Source organism: Maribellus sp. CM-23 (genome assembly GCF_021354595.1).
Taxonomy (GTDB): domain Bacteria; phylum Bacteroidota; class Bacteroidia; order Bacteroidales; family Prolixibacteraceae; genus Draconibacterium.
This window is the reverse complement of the sequence record NZ_JADWYJ010000004.1, coordinates 515,945-537,205: the sequence shown is the minus strand read 5'-3', so window position 1 is coordinate 537,205 and position 21,261 is coordinate 515,945. Positions and strand designations below refer to the sequence as shown.

The 21,261-nt window shown below is 42.7% G+C and carries 10 protein-coding genes; all 10 read right to left on the bottom strand.

The genetic code is table 11. From position 1 onward, the window contains the following. Positions 1-92: 92 nt before the first annotated feature. The 10 genes from INQ51_RS16040 to INQ51_RS15995 all read right to left on the bottom strand — a co-directional run bounded on the left by INQ51_RS16040 (position 93) and on the right by INQ51_RS15995 (position 21,196). Positions 93-1,541: a sulfatase gene (locus tag INQ51_RS16040; RefSeq protein WP_233378965.1), complete on the bottom strand. Its 1,449-nt coding sequence runs from the start codon at positions 1,539-1,541 to the stop codon at positions 93-95. 125 nt (positions 1,542-1,666) lie between these two features. Next, positions 1,667-3,247 carry a RagB/SusD family nutrient uptake outer membrane protein gene (locus INQ51_RS16035; RefSeq protein ID WP_233378964.1) on the bottom strand — a complete coding sequence of 527 codons (1,581 nt, stop codon included), beginning with the start codon at positions 3,245-3,247 and terminating at the stop codon, positions 1,667-1,669. A gap of 12 nt (positions 3,248-3,259) precedes the next feature. Then, the gene (locus INQ51_RS16030; RefSeq protein ID WP_233378963.1) at positions 3,260-6,532 is read right to left on the bottom strand and encodes a TonB-dependent receptor; all 3,273 of its coding nucleotides are present in this window, start codon (positions 6,530-6,532) and stop codon (positions 3,260-3,262) included. 250 nt (positions 6,533-6,782) lie between these two features. Further along, positions 6,783-7,826, bottom strand: a complete 1,044-nt coding sequence (locus INQ51_RS16025) for a FecR family protein (protein WP_233378962.1) — start codon at positions 7,824-7,826, stop codon at positions 6,783-6,785. 146 nt (positions 7,827-7,972) lie between these two features. After that, positions 7,973-8,560: an RNA polymerase sigma factor gene (locus INQ51_RS16020; RefSeq protein ID WP_233378961.1), complete on the bottom strand. Its 588-nt coding sequence runs from the start codon at positions 8,558-8,560 to the stop codon at positions 7,973-7,975. Between the two features lie 268 nt (positions 8,561-8,828). Then, positions 8,829-10,931, bottom strand: a complete 2,103-nt coding sequence (locus INQ51_RS16015) for a hypothetical protein (protein WP_233378960.1) — start codon at positions 10,929-10,931, stop codon at positions 8,829-8,831. A 65-nt stretch (positions 10,932-10,996) separates the two neighbouring features. Continuing rightward, entirely contained in the window at positions 10,997-13,420 is a 2,424-nt protein-coding gene (locus INQ51_RS16010; protein ID WP_233378959.1) for a sugar phosphate isomerase/epimerase, read from the bottom strand. Positions 13,421-13,443: 23 nt separating this feature from the next. Next, on the bottom strand, positions 13,444-15,924 hold the full coding sequence (locus INQ51_RS16005) for a hypothetical protein (RefSeq protein ID WP_233378958.1): 2,481 nt from the start codon (positions 15,922-15,924) through the stop codon (positions 13,444-13,446). A gap of 68 nt (positions 15,925-15,992) precedes the next feature. After that, positions 15,993-17,756, bottom strand: a complete 1,764-nt coding sequence (locus tag INQ51_RS16000) for a RagB/SusD family nutrient uptake outer membrane protein (RefSeq protein WP_233378957.1) — start codon at positions 17,754-17,756, stop codon at positions 15,993-15,995. An 11-nt stretch (positions 17,757-17,767) separates the two neighbouring features. Then, the gene (locus INQ51_RS15995; RefSeq protein ID WP_233378956.1) at positions 17,768-21,196 is read right to left on the bottom strand and encodes a TonB-dependent receptor; all 3,429 of its coding nucleotides are present in this window, start codon (positions 21,194-21,196) and stop codon (positions 17,768-17,770) included. Between the last annotated feature and the right edge of the window lie 65 nt (positions 21,197-21,261).

Below are 21,261 nucleotides of genomic sequence, written 5' to 3'. Positions count from 1 at the left end.
TAAATATTATCGCAACGCTGTTGCTAAAGAATCAGTTGCAGCGCAGCGTAGTAAAATGAATTGTCGAAATAGTTGCCTTTTCCCGGACAGTACTAATTCTTATCCCAGAAAGATCCTTCTTCTTTTATTTGCTGTTCAAGTTTTTCCAAATCGGACAACATTTCACCCACTTTTTCGGGTTCCTGTTCAGCCACATCTATCCTTTCACCCAAATCTTTTTCCACCTGAAACAGCAATGGCTTTTCGCGGGATGCCTCAAAACCATAGTTATTTCCGGTTTGAGAGCCGATACGAACGTGCAACTTCCAGGGGCCTTTCCGAATGGCCGAAGGCTGGTTATCAGCATACGAATAGAGAAATTCAAACTCACCCGATGTATCTTTATATTCTCCCGGCATAAGCAGCGACCGGATATCACGCCCGTCAATGGTTCTGTCGGCGGGCAATTCCACACCGGCTATGGCAAACAGGGTGGGCAATATATCCAGCGTACTCACCGGAGTTTGCTCGTTTCGGTTTCCGTTAATGTGTGCCGGCCAGTTAATGATTCCGGCCACACGATGTCCACCTTCCCAGGTTGAGCCTTTGCCATCGCGAAACGGAGTGGCATAGCCTACCTGCAAACGTGTATCTCCATACTTGGACTCCGACTGATCGCTAAAACGAATCCATGGTCCGTTATCCGACGACAAAATAACGATGGTATTTTCCTTCACACCTATGTCTTCCAAGGCCTGGCAAATTTCCCCGATGGATGCATCGAGTTCTTCCATCACATCTCCCAGCACACCGTTACGCGAGGTGCCTTTGTATTTATCGCTTACAAAAAGTCCCAAATGCGGCATATTGTAAGGAATATAGGCAAAGAACGGATTCTCTTTGTTCCGTTTGATAAAATCAACAGCGGCCTTTGTACATACGCCGGTTAATGATTCAGATGCCAGTTTGTCGGAAGGCAAGTCTTTTGCAATCAAATTGTATCCGGGTATTGGATTTTTACCATTAGGATCGCTTTTCAGGAGCATGGAAATATCGTAGTCGTGCGATACATTGGTTCCGATCCATTCATCAAAGCCATGCGCCAGCGGCAAGGTAAGCTCAGAAAAATCGTTGTTCTGATTGGGAGTTCCCAGGTGCCACTTTCCAAACATCCCCGTTTTATACCCGACCGATTTTAGTCCCTCGGCAAGCGTTAGCTCGTCTTCGTGAATGTGTTTTTCTGAATTGGGCCCGATTACCCACGATCCCAGTCCCGATCGCCCCGGATATCGCCCGGTCAGCAGCGAATAACGTGATGCTGAACATGCCGGAGAAGAGACATAAAACTGCGTAAAATTAATTCCTCCCTGCTTTAATTGGGTGATATGAGGTGTTTTAATGGCAGGATTTCCGTTGTGTTCGTAATCTCCGTATCCACTGTCGTCGAGATAAATCAGCACCACGTTGGGTTTTTGGGTGGTTTCCTGCTCGCTGGTGTGAGAGCATGAATTTCCTAGTAATAAATATGGAAGTAGTGCAATAAGAATGCGCATCTTTTTCATCTTCATCAATTTCAAATTACGTTTAATGTCCCCTTTTCTTTTCCTTTATACCGGGATTCTGGACAAAGATAAAAAAGGGTAAGAGTTAACAGTCCCTTACCCTTTCACTTCAATGAAAATAGCTATTAATATTTTGGATTCTGCTCCAAATTTGGATTCAATTCTCTTTCCCTTTGCGGGATTGGCCACAGATAATCGCGCCCCTCATCAAATACACGGTTGTACCCGTCGATATTGACGGTTACCAATGTGCCATTATCGTTGTAGGTCATGCCGTATACCTTGCCGGGCATTACTTCGTGAGCAATTCTCCAGCGCCGAATATCAAACAAACGGGTTCCTTCAAAAGCCAACTCAATAGTACGTTCCTTGCGCACGATGTCTCTCAGTTGGCCCTGCGATAATGAAGAAGCAATGGCGGGCATATCTACACTTTCCCTCGCCCGAACGTCGTTGATGGCACTGTAAACAGAAGCATCAATTTCATTCATTTCAATTTTAGCTTCGGCATAAGTAAGCAATACCTCAGCGTAGCGAATCAGGATCAGGTTAATTCCTGAATTCGCCGGAGTATCAAAATCGCTGTTGGCAATGTATTTTTTGATGTTCCATCCGGTAGCAGTGGTATACAAAGTTCCGCCAACTGGGTCTGTAGCCGCCGCATCTCCGGGAATTGAATTAAATGTTTTTCCGTTGGGCAGGCTTGCTCCCGTAACAAAAACCGATTGCTTTAAGCGCGGATCGCGGTTCTCGTATGGATTTTGAGGATCGAAACCACTTTCAGAATCTGTAATCGATAAACCGTTTTTCATTTCGTACATGTCCATCAGCTTTTTAGTAGGCACATAAACACTACCGGCACTTCCCGGAATCAAGCTCCAGGGGCCAATAACGTTATAGTAGTTGTTCGCCAACACATCTTTGGCAAATTGTCGGTCTAGAATTACTTCGTTACAGTTCTCACCTTCGTACTGAAAAAGGTCCTCGTATGAATTATACAGCGAATACACCTGCAGGTCCATTACCTGTTTGGCAGCGGTAGCCGCTTCTGAGTAACGACCGGCAAAAAGCATTGCACGGGCTTTTAAAGCCAAAGCAGCTCCTTTGGTTACGCGGCCTTTATCGTCGCCGGTATATTCTTTGGGCAGATCTTCTGCCGCTTGGGTAAGCTCGGTCGATACAAAATCCCAGATCGAAGAAACTGCGTCCCTGGTGATGGTTTTACCTTCTTCCACATTAATGTTGGAAATAATCAAGGGGACATCGCCAAACAACATCGCTAATTTAGTATAGTGATAAGCCCTGATGGTGCGCACTTCGCCCTTAAGCCGGTTGATAAGCCCGGTGTTATCGGTTTCAATACGGTCAATATTTTCCATAAAGTCGTTCACTCGTCTGATCGCCGTGTAATCTGCATCCCATTCGTTTAAGAACCTCGACAAGGTTGCATCTGCATTACCTGCTTCGATTATGGAATTGTCGTCAAACAAGCGGTTGGTATGCACTACATCGGTAATTCCATCGTAGGCAAAAATTGCATTCCCGTCGAGTGTTGGATACACTGCATTTGCAGCCAGAATAGCATCGTTTTCAGTTTGCCAGAAAATCTCAGTTGAGATACGATCGTCCGGCACGGTAGTTAATAAATCTTCCTGACAAGAAGAAAGAATAAATACTGATAATAAAATATATACTATTTTTTTCATCTCCTTATTTTCTTAAAAGTTTAACTTCAAACCAACGGTGTACAAATCAACCTGCGGATAATAATTCGCTCTTCCGGCAGGAGTTTCTGCATCAAGTCCCCATTTGTTTAGTTTCGAGAACGTAAGCAAGTTGGTTGCATTTACATAAAGCTGCGCTTTGCTGATAGGCAATTTTGACAGCCAGGAAGCTTTTACATTGTATGAAAGCATAATGTTTTTCAGCCTCAGGTAGTCAGCGTCGATGGTTAGCAGGTCGGAAGCCTGCAGGTTTCTCAGGTTCGATTTTATGGGTCTTGGCCAACGTGCATCGGTATTGGTTTCTGTCCAGTAGTCCGCATAGTTGGCATGAGTGAATGCCTCATACGTTGCCTGGTGAGCCAATCCTCCTTCTAATTGCGTGGTATGCCCAAAAGCACCCTGCCACTGCATATAAAGTTCGAACCCTTCGTAAGCAAAACGCATGGTTGCACCCAGGTTCGTCAGCGGGAAGGTATACCCGAGGAAAGCCCGGTCGTCGGGATTGATCTTGTCATCGTCATTAAGATTCAGGTATTTAACATCTCCCGGTTTTGTATTGGACTGATACGTAGGGTAATTGGCGATTTCTTCAGGTGACTGGAAGAATCCGTCGGTACGATATCCCCACAAGCTATTGATAGCCATCCCTTCCTGGATAATGGTTGTAACATTGGCACCACTTCCACTGATGTACGGACCTGTTGATTTTAAGTCTTCTACCCTGTTTTTATTCCGGCTTACATTCAGCCCGATATCATAGGTTAATTTTCTTCCCCCGCGATAGGTTGCTCCAAGTTCCCATCCTTTATTACTTACCGATCCGGCATTCTGGTATGAAGCATTCAGACCGATGGTTGAAGGAATTGGAAGACGTAACAGAATGTCCTTGGTCAACTTGTCGTAATAATCGGCAGAAACCGTTACTTTACTGTTCCACAATCCCAGGTCGATACCAATATCCAGCTGTCTGGTTTTTTCCCAGGTCAGGTCTTCGTTCACAAACTGAGTTGGAGTATAACCCTGAACCGGTGTTTCATTAAAGGCATAGCTAACCACCGATAAGGCCGGAAAAAACTCGTACAAGGCGATGGCCTGGTTGCCGGTTAAGCCCCACGAAGCGCGAACTTTAAATTCGTTAATAGTTTCCGACATATCGGCCCAGAAATCTTCCTGGGAAATCCTCCAGGCACCTGAGAACGATGGGAAGAAAGCATATTGCTTGGTGGTACTAAACCTTGATGAACCATCGTAACGGGCATTTACCTCAAACAGGTACTTGTCGTCATACGCATAATTGAAACGTCCGAAATACGAACGTAAAGCATATTCCGAATTTTTCCCGGAGTTGTCTTTATTATCTTCTGATCCTGCATCCAAAGATTGAATATCGTTGTTGTAAAAGTCCTGACGATAGGCAGAAAGATTGTTCTGACGGTTGTCGATGGTAGAATATCCGGCCAGTACTCTAAACTCGTGATTTTCGAATGTTTTTTCGTAATTCAGCAAATGCGACAAGGTCAATTCCTTTAAACTTCCGCGTGATTCATTCAACGAATTAAGCGTAACCTGTCTCACTCTGCCGGTAATCGGGTCTTCGTTCCGGTATTTGTTTTGATAAGCCGATCCTTCCGATTTTGAATCGCGGATTCCGTATTCAAATGTATATTTCAAGCCGGGCAAAATCTCATAATTTGCTTTTACCTTCCCGATGAAATAATTGTTTTTACCTGTACTAAGCCCAGTTAAATCAGAAAAAATCAACGGGTTGTTGTTCTGTGGCCCTAAGCCATACTCGCCTGTTGCGTATTGCGGAACCGAAAATTTGGTAGCATGCAACATGTAATTAAACACATTGTAAACACCGGCATATGGCTGTACATCTTCCGACATACGAAGGTTCATATCGAACGCAACGCTAAGTTTTGATGAAAGATTGAAGTCGGTATTTATACGTACTTCATTGGTTTTATCATTGAAATTGTTTACAATACCGTCAATGTCCTGGTAACGCAAACTTGCCCTGGCTCTAACAAACTCATTACCACCGCTAAACGACAGAGTATGGTTTTGTTGCGGTGCATTTTTCAGCATTACTCCTTTATCGAACCAGGGGAAAGGCAAAGGATAAAGTTCGCGGTCTGTGGCATTCACATACTCATTAATATATTCTTCGCTGTAAGTTGCCTGACCGCCGGCATTAATCCGGGCAGCATTTTCCAATTCAAAATAATCTCTCAGCCCCATATGTTCAGGCCGGTTATTGGCTCTTTGAATGCCATAATATCCATGGTATGCCACCTGTACATCGCCTGATTTTGCCCTTCGCGTATTGATAAGAATTACACCGTTGGCAGCACGCGAACCATAAATGGCCGTTGAAGAGGCATCTTTTAATACCGAAATGCTTTCGATGTCATCCGGGTTGATATCCGTCATTCGTTGCTCAATTCCGTCAACAATAATTAACGGAGAACTGCTGCCAAGTGAAGTAATACCACGAATACGAATGTTCACATCAGAAGCCCCCGGGCGTCCACCCTGGTCTACAACTGTAACCCCGGCAGCCAATCCCTGAAGCGACTGTTCAACGTTGGCAACCGGACGTCTTGTCAGCGTTTCGCCATCAACCTGCGAAACAGAATTGGTTAAACTCACTTTCCTTTGTATACCGTATCCAATAGCAACAACTTCTTCCAGTCCAATGGCATCTGTGGCCATTTTTACGTTAATGGTAGTTTCTGTTCCAACGGGAATTTCCTGTGTTACCATTCCTACAAAAGAAAAAACCAAAACGGCACCACCAGGTATGTTGGCGACGGTATACTCCCCGTCAAAATTTGTTATTGTTCCGTTTGTAGTTCCCTTTATCAGCACTGTTACCCCCGGAAGTGGCAAACCAGCCTCATCGGTCACTTTACCTGAAACGGAAGTTTGCTGACTGGAAACAGACAGTATATTATCGACGTTCTCGGTGGTCAACACAATAAACTTGTCTTTTATCACATAGCTTACATTGGTATCTTTAAACACGGCACTCAGAACTTCATCAATTTTTTGGTTTTCGAGATTTACCGAAATTTCGCGGTCAACATCAATAAGTTTACCGCTATACATAAAATAAAACTCGCTTTGCTCTTCAATTTTTGAAAGGACTTCTTTAACCGTAGTCTTGTTCATATTCAGGTTTAGAAGTTTTACCTGAGAATAGGTTTTTCCGGCAAATGCCCAACCAATTGACATCAAAATTAAAAAGGTCGCTAGCTTCATAATTCGAAAAAATTTTACCAGTCCGGGCAATTTTTCACCCCCCGACCAATTAGTCAGATTTTTCATATTTTTGTAATGATTAGTTATTAATGCCCTGTACCGTTATACAGGGTTAAATTTTAATCCCGACAGGGGAATGTTGACGCATTTCCCTGTTGTTTTTGGATTGATAATCAGAGTGACCAGCTGATGGTCTAAAAATGCTCGTTCATTTCATAGGCAAATAGTTTGTTATAGTTAGGTACTGTATTTATTCTTTTTTTGTTATGATTATTTTTTGTTTTGAATAAGTACCGTTCGGTAACTTTTTTCGTGGCAGAGATGTGTATCTCACAGGGGTTGCAATGGTCATTAAATCGAGAATCTGAGACAAGGGTTCGTCAATAAAGGTTACGGTGTAAATGAAGTCTTCCACTTCTTTATCGACTTCAATATCCACATTAAACATACGACTGAGCTTTTCAGCCATCTCGGAAATAGGTGTATCCTCAAAAATCAATTTCCCGTCTTTCCAGGCTATGTATCTCTCAACACTTCCTTTTGACGAAGAAATTACCTCCGTTTCCCAGTTGTATTTTACATGTTGCCCGGGTACCATACTGCCAATTAATTTCGACTCGCCATCTGCAACGCTCTGTTCCAACACAACCTTTCCGTTTACAAGCGTTGTTTGTATTACATTATCTTCCGGATAAGCCAAAACATTAAATTCGGTTCCCAGCGCCTTTACATTTATATCTCCGACCTTTACAATAAATGGTTTTTCAGGATTGTGGGCCACTTCAAAAAAACCTTCTCCTTCCAATACCACATCACGTGTTTCACCTGAAAAGAAAAGCGGATACCTGATTTTACTACCGTAATTCAGGTGTACCTGCGAGCCGTCAGAAAGCTGAACAACTGAGCGGGAACCAATTGGCGCGATGATCTCAAGAGAATCCGCAGCAGCTGAAGTATATTGCGACTTGATGGATATATTCTCGGTAAGCGTATAAAACAAAACCGCCAGAACCGGCAATAACAAAATGGCAGCGGCGCGCAAAAGCCATCCGGCAGGTAAAAGCCTGGTCTTTTTTTCCCGCCGTTCAATTTCGTCCTGAATTCGATCAAAAAGTCCTACAAACTTGGTATCAGACTCCGAAGTATCTTCTGCCCGGTAATTTTCCCAATCGGCCAACGCCAGTTTTCTCTCGTCTTCGGTCAATGCTTCCTGGCGTATCCAGTGCAACACTTCCTGCAGCTCCTCTCCGCTCAGTTTATTTTGCAGATATTTATTTAGTAATTCTAACGTCATTTTTTTAGAGCTATACCACCCTAGAACAGGGTGGTATAGATTTTAACTAATCTAACTTAACAACCTAATCTCTATTATTTGTGCTCATTTGCTACAGTAATACGATTAAGCTGTAGTTTGGGATTATATAAAAATGACTTTTTTTTTTACGAGAGAAACAAATCTGCAAACAAACCACTGATAATCAATCCATAATCGAAGTGAGATTTTAAGAAAGAAAGTGTGTTCGCCATGTGTTTTTTTACCGTGTTTACAGAAATACCCAGTTTTACGGCAATTTCTTCATGCGAAAAACCTTCTTCCCGGCTTAACTGAAATATCTCCTTTTGACGGGGAGTAAGTTCATCAAGGAGTTTTTTAAGTTTGTCGTCCAACTCCTTAAAATGAATTTCGTCCAGAATATCCGGTGCTTCCTGAATTTGCTGCAAAGCAACAAGGTTTTCCAGGTATTTTCTTTCGTTTACCCGTTTGCGAAGAAGATCGATTGTTGTGTTATAGGCAATGGTAAACAAGAACGACTCAAACGAAGAGTAGGCATCAAGTTTGTTCCGTGCCTGCCAGATTTTAACAAAAACCTCCTGAACGATTTCTTCGGCATCGGCCTCCACTTTTATATACCTCAAAACAAAGCCATAAAGCCTTTTGCAGTATCGTTCGTAGATATTGTAAAAAGCTACCCGATTCCCATTTCTAATTTGAATGATTAACTCCTTATTTGACTTACTGTTTTTCAAAAGCCGTTAGATAAATTAGGCTATAAAGATAACTATATATATTAATTATATATCGGACCTCTCCTCAGTGAAATGTCATCTTTAGACCACTGCAACCCCGCCTGAATTCATCAGGAGGGAAAGTCGATTCGTGCTTATAAGGACCAACCGTCAAACTCTGGAACCACTTTTCGGGAAGCAGATTCACTGCTCCCCGTTCTGCTATTTTAAAAAGATCGTATGGTTAATCTTACAGATTCTCAGGAAAAAGCGACCACTACAATATTTTTCAGTTTTTATTGAATTCAAGAATTTTAACTTCCCCTGGTTGTAAGGAAATCTCCAGTTTTTCGCCTCCCGATATTGCTTTACCAACCAATTCATTGGCATTTGGGAGTGGCGAAGAGATAAATAGTTTATCCAGCTTTTCATTCAAACCGAAAGCTCTGCCGAGAGTGAATGAATAGGTTTGCGCTTCAGTTTCAGAAGGATTGTGAAAGGAGGTATAACCACCGTTTTCGTTCCATCCAGTGTAACCATAAACTTCTCCTTTCTTTGGATTTCCGCCGTGCATTTTAGCGTATTTGAAATAAGGAAAAACTTTGCGCACCCATTTCAGTCCGTCTGCCAGAACATCCCAGTCGGCTTCCGACAGGTTTTGTGTAATGATATACAGCTCGACAAAACCAGTTCCGCGCGAGAGGTTCATCCACAGGTATTCGCTGAACTGCTCTCTGCTTTCGCCGGTCTTGGTTTTCTTGGGTTCGTGGTTAAAAACTGAATTTATCGGAAATTGCGTTTTCTCTGTAACCCAGGTGTCATAATAAACGCCATCGCGGTACACAAGCTCCTGGTTCCGGTTGCTTCCACCTGCTGCGTCGCCGGCGTTAATCATCCATACCGCATCTATGTATTGCAACCACCATGGGCTGAGGTAGGCTCCGTTTGAAATGACGATGTAGACATCAGGATTCACCTTATGCTGTTTCTCGAAAATTTGCATTAATCGCTCTGTGCCGGCAACCAGGTAGTAGGTTTTCAGCTCGTCGTATTTTGGGTCGTTCAAACGTTCATCAGCCGGACTAAAATCTTTGGTATCGAGTTGAGGCATTGTTGGCACTCCATAATCATCACCATTAAAATCAAATTCCCGGCGGTTCAGATGCCCGAATAAACCATCTAATTTGAAATAGCTTACGCCCATTTCTGTTAGTTCCACCATGCGGTCTTCAAGCAGTTGCATGTATTGTGGTCCAGCCAGCGACATGTACTGGTCGAGTGCTTCCAAGCCTTTTTCGCGCATAAGCGGCACTGTGGGACGAGCCCCAAAATTACAGCCCGGACTTAACCACAAACCTAAATTGGAACCAGCCTCCCTAACGTTTTCAAAACTGCTTGTAAAATCAGCATCAAACTTATTGTTCACTTTCCAGACCTTATCACTCCAGTCGATTTTTACATTTTGCCAACCATCGTCAATTACAAAAGCACTTAACGGTGCAACGCTACGCGAAGCGTTCAGTTCCTGGCTCACTTTTTTTACACTCGCAGCAAACTTCTCTTTATCAACTCCTGGCCCGAAATCGAACCAGCTGTTGTACTGTACTTGCAAACGCAGTGGACGAATACGGATTTTGTCGATGTAATCAAAAAAAGTATCCTGAATATAATTAGCATCATCTCCCACCCCAAAAACCGATTTATAGGATGAATACGTTTCTCCCGCTTGTATTGCTTTTCCCCACAGATAACCGCAATAAGCAGTATTGTTTTCCACATAGTTATAGGAAGCAGGAAATTCTGTTCCCCAAAAGGTTGCCGATTGTTTTGTGTAAAGCGGCTGCCCTAAACCCGGTCGCCACTGTGAAGGCCCCCAGGCAGTAATCTGCTTCATTTGATAGGGCTGGTACATGTCGTCAAGTTGTATTGTTTCCACATCAATCCTTTCAAGTGTCAGTTCTTTTCCCGACCGGATATTGAGAAACTTGTTCATGTAAAAATTACCGGCTTGAATTTCATAGACCACCTCAACTTCCAAATCGTGTTTTTTATTTATCAACAGGAATTCCAGTTTCTCCGGTGTTTCTGATAGAACTTTGTTCACTTTAAAGTCTGCCGAAGTAAGGATTACATCGGTTCCTTCCTTATCCGTCCCTTCTGAAATCCGAATTTGAAATTCGGTATTGTTTTTCGGAACCAGCTCTTTTACCGATACTTTGTTTTCTAATTTCAGGGTATGCAGTAATCCTCCGTCAATACTGATTGTACGTGACAGAAAATTGTTGCCGATTGTAAACTCTGATTTTTGCGTACATTGAATATTGGCGGATACTATTATCATCAATAAAACAATGAATACCATTGATTTGAAACTGATTTTATTGAATTTCATTGTCAAACTCTTATTTGGATATTTTTTATGTTTAGTAATAATATTGTCCAAATTGTTCCATCAATTTAGAGAGTTATAAGTTCTCCTTCGTCTATCGTTTTTAACTCCAGCTTTACCGGAGAATCGCTTTCCCCAACAAATTTACAATCAAAAATCAGGCTGCAACTTCCGTTATCCACTTCAAAACTACCGGCATTAATATCAACGGTTTTCACTTTGTTCCAGGTAGGAGAGTAAACGACTGCATGTTCTCCACCTTCGTACTTTAAATGGTGTTTTGCCGGAATGTTTACAGCCAGCCCCACTCTTTTAAAATTATCAATATCGAAACTCAAATTGCTGATTGCAGTTTCGTCGGGTGCTGTCAATATAAACTGAAGGGCTTGCTTTCCATTGGTATTTTCAAACTCGAATTTCGAAAATACCGGTTCACCGGGTTGACGCGTTTTTTGTTTGTGCTCAAAACGGTCTATTTTATATTGATACAAAGTCCAGCTGTTTTCGGATGCAGGAACCAGGTGAAATTCATTTTTGATGTTTTCCATCAATTTTTTCTGTTCGGCAGAGAAGGCTCCTGCATGGCGCAGTTGTTCCCACATGGCAATGGTTTCTAACAACTGTTCTCCCAGACCGTTGGCCGCTACAACTTGTTCTGATGTGGTTAAAGCAAACCCTGCATCGAATCCGGCAGCTCGTGCCAGCAGCCACTCCACATCTTCCAGACTGATCTGTTCCGACATGCTGAACCATCCCAGCATACAAGGCATGAGGTTACGGCGGTAAAAGTCCTGGTTCATCAGGCGATATTGGGTTTGGCTCTCGCGAAATCCGGCGTACCAGGGTTCGCCCCAGTTCATACGGGTAAACATGTGCCAGAAATAATGCCCGGGATTGCTGGCATCGTTAATTACTTTACCCTGCAATTCAGGTTTCAGGCTATCGTACCATTTTTTTACAAAACGCGTTCTGCCATATTGTCCCATACCGGTTGACCAATTGCCTTCCAAGCCATCGAAAGATATCTGACGTAGCCCGGTATAATTAAATAAATCAGCGATTTTTACGGCCATTTCATCCGAAAGTTCGTTGTTGGTCAGGAAGGTTTTGTAGCCATGATCCATTAGTTTGGAAATGATAGTACCTTTCTGATGTGAATCTTTTTGGGTATTGAAAGCACCGCGCTCACAATCCAGCAAAGTCCACGGTTCGGTCTCCGATACCTTTGCATAACGGACAATTTCATTATCGATAACAAGGGCATGCAGACTGTTGTTTTTCATTTGGTTGAAAAACATGGGATCTTCAATTACAATTTCAGTGGCGTTTTCGTCGATGGTCGAAGTCAGTTTACTGCTACCCACTTTGGCCAGGCGCGGATCGGGAATTGGCGTAACATACGGATCGTTGGTCGTAATAAAATTCGAAAGCGTGTGCAATCCCAGGCGCACGCCCCGCTTTTCAGCACGCTCCACACAGCGTTTCATACTTTCCCAATTGTCGGGGAAGGGTTTTTCCTGCAAATCGAAATGCCCCCAGTTTTTAAACGGCCCGCCATGATAAAGGTATTTTAAACCGGCTTTTTTGGTGAGCTCGATAGCACGGTCGAGATTGTCTTCAGAAAACGACTGAATTAAATACGATGCCATAGCGGCGTTTGCTGTTTTTCCCCATTCTCCTTCAATTTCGGGATGGGGTAATCCTTCCTCTATTTCAACCTTCCCGATGGTTTCAAGGGCATTGGACGCAGCACAGCCGAAAAGAGCAATTTTAGTTCCTGTTAAACCACCGTCATCAAATGCCGGTACTTCATAATTATCATGTTTCCAAACAGGAATTATCCGGTCATGACTTCGGTCGCGGCAATAAGCCTGTAACACACTCCCAAATTCGGTGTATTTGGCGGTTTGCCCACGGTACAACACTTTTACAGAATCGCCAATATCTACCAAATTGCTGGAAGCAAAAATATCGTAGGCCGGTTCTGTATCGTCTTCATTCGTTGGGTAGCCACCCAATGTTTTTATGTTTAAGGCCTGAATACCTATTGCAAAATCATCATTCCGGACAACCCCCACACATTCGCCCACAGTTTTGTTAATGGTTGTGGCAAAAGGTCCCCAAATGGCTAAATCGGGATTTGAATTCCCTTCAATCTTAAGCAACTCAAAAGTGGTGTGAGTGGATTTTTGCTCCACTTTAATTTGTGCCACGGTGTTAATGGACTTAAAAGTGAGGTGTAAGGATGTATTATCTTCGTTCCACACCAGTTTGTCGGGGTGAACAATGGTTCCGTCAGCACGAAGCGACAATAGATACGAAATTTGGTTTTCCGGAAAATATTCAGTCATTTTTTGCCGGTCGCATAAACTTTTAATCTGTCCATTACTGTTTATTTCAATTTGAAAATTGTTGTTGGTCAGTGTCAGATTCTTTTGCGAACAAGAGGCCAAAAGAACCAGTACAATTAAATGGAAAATATATTTTTTCATCGCATTCTATTTTAGTTTATTAATCACTTCTGTACTTTAAAATTTACAAGCATTTTTGGTCCGGCTTCGCGGCCTTTTCCTTTATAATCAAACAGTATACTATTCTTTCCTTTTTCAATAAAAAGTTCCGGTATCGGTTCCGACGCCAAAAGCTTTCCATCGGCCGAGTAATGTGCAGCCTGTTCGTTGGCTTCTGCCGTAACATATTCACCGGGTTTTAGGGTGAAAGGGATGGCGCACACGTCCGCATCTATTTTCAGGTAAATTCCACTTGCGTTTTCCTTACTTTCTTTTGGGAGACGTATGGAAAATTGCAGCTTCTGTTTTTTTCCTGCATTGTAAAATTCCCATTCAGCAAAAGTAGGCTGACCGGGTTCTTTTTGCATGTTTATATGCTCATAATCGAGTGAGATTACCGTTTCAGAATCTCTTTTCAGAATGGTTTCGGGTAATGTATTGCGGTCGTTGTCGCCCTGAATTTTGCCCGTTTCGGGAGCCCACGATTCCACAAACACCAATTCCGGTTTACTTCCCGAATCATTTAGCTGATAAAAACTAAAGGGATCGCGAAGTTGCTCTTTCTGTTCCTCGGTAAGAGTCTGATCCCAACGCACTTTTTCCCATCGTTTAATCTCGTTCAGTATTTCCTCGCCCTCCCGGTTCTGCTTAATACTTTGGGGGCTGATATAAAAATCGACTCCGGCATCGTAACCGACACAAAGCCCCATTACCCATTGTATATCTTTGAATGTAGTTTTATCATCAATTCTGAATTGCCCCATTTTGCGTGGCATCAGGTCTTCTTCCAGTTCTTTTTGCACTTTTAAACGGTGATCGAGCTGCGACTCTCTGAAATTTTTCGCCCACCAGGGTTCGCCCCAGCTTTCGTTGGCAAAATAATGCCAGCTGTAGTGCATTACATCCGATGAATTGGCGATAATATTTTTGTTTTCCAGATGATCGAAAAAGACTTTTATAAAACGGTCGCACGAGTATCTGCCATGACCGGTTGCCATTGCTCCTTCAATGCCATCGAAACTGATGCGCTCAAGTTTCGTCTGGTTAAAAAAGTGAGCCAGGTTTTTGGCTACCTCATCTTGCAGGTTGATATCGGGAAAAAATACCTTGTAATAATGCGAAACCAGACGACCAACTTTTGCTCCTGCATTGTGGCTGCTTTTTTGGGTACCAAAAGCTCCGCGTTTACACCCGCTTATAAGCAACTCTCCGTTTTTTGTTACTGTTGAATATTCAATTATTTCATTTCCAATTTTTACCGCAAAAGTTTCGCGGTTTTTATTTTCATTGGCGTTTAATTCTTCGGGCGATATGTCCAGCTTGTCTTTGGTATAAGCCGGAGCCATTTGCAGGTCCGCAAGTATTATTTCAATATCATCTTCCGAAATCGCCTTTTTTAGCGAAGTTACACCAGCCAGTTGCAGGTTAGGATGTGGTACCGGGGAGACAAGTGGATCGTCTTTGGTCAGGAGATTCGATAAGGTGTGTGCACCTAAAGTCATGTTCCGTGCTTTTGCTTTTTGTGTACACTCCAAAACCGACTGGTATCCGTTTGGAAAATCTTTTTCGCGAACCGGGTAAGTTCCCCACGACTCAAAGATGCCGGGATGATAAATGCAGGTAATTCCTGCTTTTTCGGCGACATCCAAGCAAGCGTCAATATTATGGGAGTTAAAACTCATAATAAATTTGGAAGAAGTGGCATATAGCGTATTCTTTAGCCACTCATTGTTGTGGGTCAAATAAGGTAGTCCTTCATGCTGTTCAATCTCTGGAATCAATGTTTTTAAGTTTTCAGTGGGTACACCATAAATAGCAAATTTCGATCCGATGAGTGTAGAATCGGAATCGTTTACCGGAGCAGCCTGTGTCAATTCCTGCAAACAACTGTTCTCCAATACTTGTTCTGAACGGTTTTTGGTAAATCCCTGCAAAACAGCTCCGTGTTCTGTTTTTTGAGCTGCATTTCCAAAACGTTCGCGCGGAATTAATTCAAAGCCACCACAGCTCTTCAGGTTCAGCCCTATTAACCCGATTGCAAAATCGTTGTTATAAGCAAGTCCTATCGATTTACCAACTTTATCAGCCAAGGTGACGTTATAGGGGCCCCAGACAATCTTTTGAATTTTTTCAGGAGAATTCAGTTCGACAAGTTCGAAGGTAATGTAATTGTGCTTTTCTGTACAGGCTATTTTCAGGCGGGTGTTTTGTTCTTCAAAATTAATACTCAAATAGCCGTCTCTTAGTGTCAGGCGGGTGGGCTTGAAATAGTTTCCGTCAATTGATATTTGACAAATCGGGGAAGACAAATCAGGAACCAAGTAATTGTTATTGTTGGTATCACATAGCTTAACGAGCAATCCTTTTTGATTGATATCCAGTGTAAACGTTTCAGTTTGCAGTTGCACCGGTTTGCGTGTACACGAAATCAGGATAAGAAAAACGAGGATAAGAGGTAAAAATAGCTTTCGGTTTATTAGTAACATGGTTTTCCGTTAATTATAAAAAAGGTTGCCCCATAGTGGAGCAACCTTTATAATGTTCATATTGATTTCTATAACTCAGGATTAAAAGTACCGCCCCAATCTTTATTTTGTTCCAGGTTCGGGTCTTTATCAATATTATCCAACTGGATTGGGAAGAAATAATATTTATCCGGCATTGACATTTGAGTTTGACCGGTAGTAATTAATTCTTCAACCGAGTAGGTAAAGTTTTCAGGTAACCATTCGTATTTGTTTGCTTTTGCAGCATCGTCAGGTGTTACCTGGTCGTAAGTTCTGTCTTCCACTTTCATAGTCATAATACCGTATTTATGCATTCCATCTATACGGTTTAACATACGGTGGCGGCGAAGATCCCAGAAACGTTTTCCTTCGAAAACCATTTCAATGTATTTTTCCTGAAGCAGCGCTTCACGAACTTCTTCTTTGGTCATACCCGATTTAAGCCCAAACATTCCGTTTGTCCCAGGCTCAATACCTGCACGTTCACGGATGTCTTTCAAAGCCTGAATAGCCACGTCTGATTTACCGGTTTCGTTAGCAGATTCTGCGTAGTTGAAAAGTACTTCGGTATAACGAATCTCCACCCAGTCGTAATCGTTGGTACCAACCAATTCTGGCGTAAGCGATTCGTTAATACCTTTACGGCAGAACAAACCTGTACGGTAAGTACTTTCCCCCTGAATGACATAACCAAAAGCATCAACCGAAGAAGCAATGTTTGTCATGGTGTATTGGCGACGGCCTGATTTTCCGCTTAACTCGTAAACTTCGCCGTTCCAAACCAAGGTAGCGGCAAAACGCGGATCACGATCTTTCCAGAAAGTTTGTACATCGTACGTGTATTTTGATGTCGGATCACCGGGCATTTTTCCATCCAGCATAGGATAAGCTTCGGCGAGCGCCCAAATTGGCTGGTCTCCACCGGTAGCATTTTTTGTTTCAGAAAGCGGACGTACAGAATTTTCTCCACGCCCGTTTGATTTTACCGGATCTTTATAAACTACTGAAAGGATATTTTCTTTGTGCCCTTCTGTTTCGAAAATAGAAGTATAATCCTCTAGCAAACCATAACCATTGGCATTTAAGAAATCAATGGCTGTTTTGTTGGCTGTATATGCTTCCTGCCAATATGCGTTTCCATATGGATTCGATGAATTAAACTGTGGCGATGCTTTGTAAAGCAATACACGGCCTTTGAATGACAGAGCGGATGCCTTGTCAATTCTTCCAAAGTCGGAACCAGTATACTTATTGGGAAGATTGGCAATGGCATAGTCAAGGTCTTCGATAATAAAATCGAAACATTCTTTGGTAGAGTTTCTGCTTACCATAAGATCATCTTCCAAACTCTGAGGTTCCCTTATAATTGGGACTCCACCATGATACACCACCATTTTGAAATAATGGTAGGCCCTTAAAAATCTGGCTTGTGCAAGAATTGCAGGTTTATCGTCTTCCGGAACAGCTCCTTCAGGCAATTCCTGAATAAGAATGTTGATAGTACGGATACTTGAATAAGGCCAGTAATTCATGGCTCCGTTGCTGGTTGTAATCCAGTCGGTAGGAATAATGCTACCACTTTCATCGGCTTTGTTGCCATCGTTTACGGGCCAACCGCCAAGCGTTAAATTGTAACAACGGGCCAGGTATGCCTGTACAGTTTGAATATCGTCGAAAGTACCTTCACCCGGGTAGTTGCTCAGATCTTCCACCTCGTCGAGCACATTTCCACACCCTGTTGCAATAAGCAAGGCAAAAAAGATGCTTAGCAGTTTTATTGCAGTTTTATTTTTTGATATTGTTTTTCTCATTGTTGTAAATTTTAAAAATTAATATTTACACCACCTGTAAAGGTTTTCATCAACGGATAGGAATCAAGCGTTGCCTGTTCCGGATCGTATTCTTTAAAGCCGGTGAGGACAAACAAGTTGGTTCCATTGACAAACAATTGCACCTTACTAACCCCGATTTTTGAGAACCACTGAGAAGGCAGGTCGTAACCAATGTTTAAGTTTTTAAGACGCATGTAAGCTCCGTTCTTCATCCAATAGGTAGAAGCTGTACCAGCGTATTCAGCCTGCAACCATGCTCCGGAAACCCTTGGAAGTTTTGCATCCGGATTTTCAGGAGTCCAGTAATCCCGAGCCCACATTTCGAAATAAGGTCTGTCACCAATCTGGAATACACCACCGCCCGTTGAGTTTCGGGTAGCTACCATACGGTCGTAAGCGCCTACACCCTGGAAGTGTGCATTAACCGTAAATCCTTTCCAGTCGAGATTAACTCCCCATCCATAGTTGATACGTGGAGCGCCATTGTCACTTAAATAGGTCATATCGTTGGCGTCAATTTTCCCGTCAGGACCTTCCGAATAGTTGTCACCACGAATATCCTCAAACATTAGGGTTCCCATAATTGGCTGACGCCCGTAAACGGTATATCCCGAGGAAACAAGTTCATCCAATTGTTCCTGAGTACGAATCATTCCGGTACAGATCAGGCCATAAACCCGATTATCAGGATGTCCGATACGACTTCTCCAGTTGTCTTTGTAAGTACCATTGGTATATGCTTCGGCTTCGTCATAAATATCCCATTTGTCAATGGTATAACCCATGTTGGCATATACTTCGTAATTAAGTTCTCCCAGTTTATTTTTGTACGATGCTGAAATTTCAAATCCGTTTAATGACTGTTGTGCATAGTTTACAGCCGGTAAACTCGCTCCCAATGTGGATGGTGTTGAACCTAAACGTTCTCCAAGAATATCTTTTCTTGTTTTTCCCCAAACACTGAATTCACCGGTAAGTTTGTTATCAAATAAACCGTAATCAAAACCAAGGTCCCAGTTTTCAACCGTTTCCCAGGTAATGTCGTAGTTTGGCATTGCTCCGGGCTGCAGGCCATCCATAAATGAAGACCCAAATACATAACCGCCCACTTTCTGGTATTTGTTGGTCCAACGCCAGGGACCAATTGGACTAATATTACCAGTAGTACCAAACGATCCGCGTAATTTCAGGTTGCTTAACCAGGCAATATCTTTCATAAACTTTTCTTCCGACAAACGCCAGGCTGCTGAAACGGATGGGAAGAATCCCCACCTATTTTCAGGAGCAAAGAAATAACTGCCATCGTATCGGAACGAGAAGTCGACAATGTATTTCGAGGCATAACTATAGTTTACACGGCCAATCCATGATGTTGCAGCTGATTCACCTTCAGAACCGGTAAACCATCTTCTTTCTGTATCGGAAGAAGCATTGTAAATCTGGTCGATGGATGACGAGAGTAATTGTTCGGCCCTTCCGAAAACATTTTTCCCATTGTAGCCCCGTTGTTCGTAAACTGCCAAAGCCGATATTTCGTGATCACCAAACGTTTTATCGTAATTCAGAAACCAGTTAACCTGATACTCTGTACTAAGCGTTACATCTTCCTGAACATTTTCGTAAGCATTGCTCAGGCTGTGGCCGGCCATTTGGGTAAAATCAATAGGGCCGGGAATAAACTTATTATCTGTTCCTGCCGACTGAAATACATACCATTTGTTGTGTTTCACAAACGATTTCATATTTCGGTCATAGGCAGTAATATTCGATTGGAAGCTGGTTTTCAGTCCATCCACGTATTGTCCCAGATCCAGGTCAAAACGTAAAATTCCGTTCAACGTTCTGTATTTGGTATCGCGGTAACCACCGTGAAGCATAATCTCAGGAGGATGGAAACCAGATGCAATACCCACAGGATAATCATTCGGATCGTTGGTAGGAGTACCGTCTTCGGCAACATAAAACGGACGTAAACGCGACCAGTTAAATGTAGACCTGAACCAGTCGCCAACCGCCTGGTCTTCGGAACCATCATAAGGCCAGTACCAACGATTGTAGTTACGCTGATTTCCGCTAAGATTCAGGTTTATCTTAAAACGTTTTGTGACATTGGCCGTTACATTCGAACGAAAGTTGTAACGATCGTAATCGGTATTGTGGTACGAACCATTTTCTTTGTGGTATCCCAAAGCCATGTAATAACTAATGGCTTCTGATCCACCGTTCACGCTCAGATTGTGCTGTTGCGAGTTAGGATCCTGCCAGATCAGGTCATTAATGTCGTAGGTTTTGTCAGCGAAATAATCGATTACGTCCTGCCCGTACGGGATGTTGGGCTCTCTACCTGCAATGGTAGCCAGTGTTATTTCCCTGTCATTCAAGTATTGTAACTCTTCCTGGGCTGTATACGTTTGAATGGGTTGCGTAGTACGCGAGGTGGAGAAAGAAGATTTATATTCGAATTTTGGCTTTTGAACCGCACCTTTTTTGGTGGTTACAATTACAACTCCGTTACCGGCCTGCGAACCATAAACTGCTGCACTTGCCGCGTCTTTCAGGAAGTTAATGCTTTCCACTTCGTTGGCATCCAAAGCATCAAAATCACTTTTATCTGAAATTATATTATCAATTACAAACAAAGGATCACGAAAGGCACCCCTTATCCGAATAGTTGAAGTTGCACCAGCCAATCCCGAATTTCCAATTACCTGTACACCCGGAGCGCGACCAGCCATGGTGTTCGAAAGGCTACCTGCAGGAATATTTGTAAGATCTTCGGTTTTTACAGAAGTGATCGAACCGGTCAGGTTTACTTTCTTCTGAGTACCATAGCCAATTGCAACTACTTCATCAATTGCAAACGCATCTTCTTCCAGGCTAATATCGATCCGGGTATTTTCGCCCACTTCAACCTCCTGTGACTTCAAACCAATAAATGAAAACTGGAGAACCGAGTTTTCGGTAACACTTGTCAGTGAATATTCTCCGTTTGCATTGGTAACTGTACCATTGACTGTTCCTTTCACAATAACCGATACGCCGGGCAGCGGTTCACCATTTTTATCGGTTACAATCCCTGTTACCCGATCCTGTTGCTGAGCATTGTTCTGGTTGTCGGCCATATCCTGGTAAAGAACAATGTGACGGTCGTCGATGACATACCGAATACCGGTGCCTTCAAACACAATCGCAAGGGCCTCCTCAATACTCTTTTCATCAACCGACAAGGTAACCCGTCGTTCGGTATTTACCGTCTCTGTACTGTAGGCAAAACGAAACTCAGATTGTCTTTCGATTTCATCCAACACATCAATAACACGCGATTTCTTCATGTCGAGGGTTAACCGGGTTGTTTGGCTGTAAACACTCGCTGAAACCTGCATTAACCCAATGAGTAAAAACAAGAACGTTAGTTTCATAATGTTTAGACATTTTTTCCAAGTGAGAGGCATACCGCTTCCCCTAATTCGGATTTTTTTCATAA

What these genes read in the sequence shown, in the direction of transcription:
- INQ51_RS16030 (WP_233378963.1), bottom strand. Translation starts at nt 6,532, where the DNA reads ATGAAGCTAGCGACCTTTTTAATTTTGATGTCAATTGGTTGGGCATTT.
- INQ51_RS16035 (WP_233378964.1), bottom strand. Translation starts at nt 3,247, where the DNA reads ATGAAAAAAATAGTATATATTTTATTATCAGTATTTATTCTTTCTTCT.
- INQ51_RS16000 (WP_233378957.1), bottom strand. Translation starts at nt 17,756, where the DNA reads ATGAGAAAAACAATATCAAAAAATAAAACTGCAATAAAACTGCTAAGC.
- INQ51_RS16040 (WP_233378965.1), bottom strand. Translation starts at nt 1,541, where the DNA reads ATGAAAAAGATGCGCATTCTTATTGCACTACTTCCATATTTATTACTA.
- INQ51_RS16005 (WP_233378958.1), bottom strand. Translation starts at nt 15,924, where the DNA reads ATGTTACTAATAAACCGAAAGCTATTTTTACCTCTTATCCTCGTTTTT.
- INQ51_RS16015 (WP_233378960.1), bottom strand. Translation starts at nt 10,931, where the DNA reads ATGAAATTCAATAAAATCAGTTTCAAATCAATGGTATTCATTGTTTTA.
- INQ51_RS15995 (WP_233378956.1), bottom strand. Translation starts at nt 21,196, where the DNA reads ATGAAACTAACGTTCTTGTTTTTACTCATTGGGTTAATGCAGGTTTCA.
- INQ51_RS16010 (WP_233378959.1), bottom strand. Translation starts at nt 13,420, where the DNA reads ATGAAAAAATATATTTTCCATTTAATTGTACTGGTTCTTTTGGCCTCT.
- INQ51_RS16025 (WP_233378962.1), bottom strand. Translation starts at nt 7,826, where the DNA reads ATGACGTTAGAATTACTAAATAAATATCTGCAAAATAAACTGAGCGGA.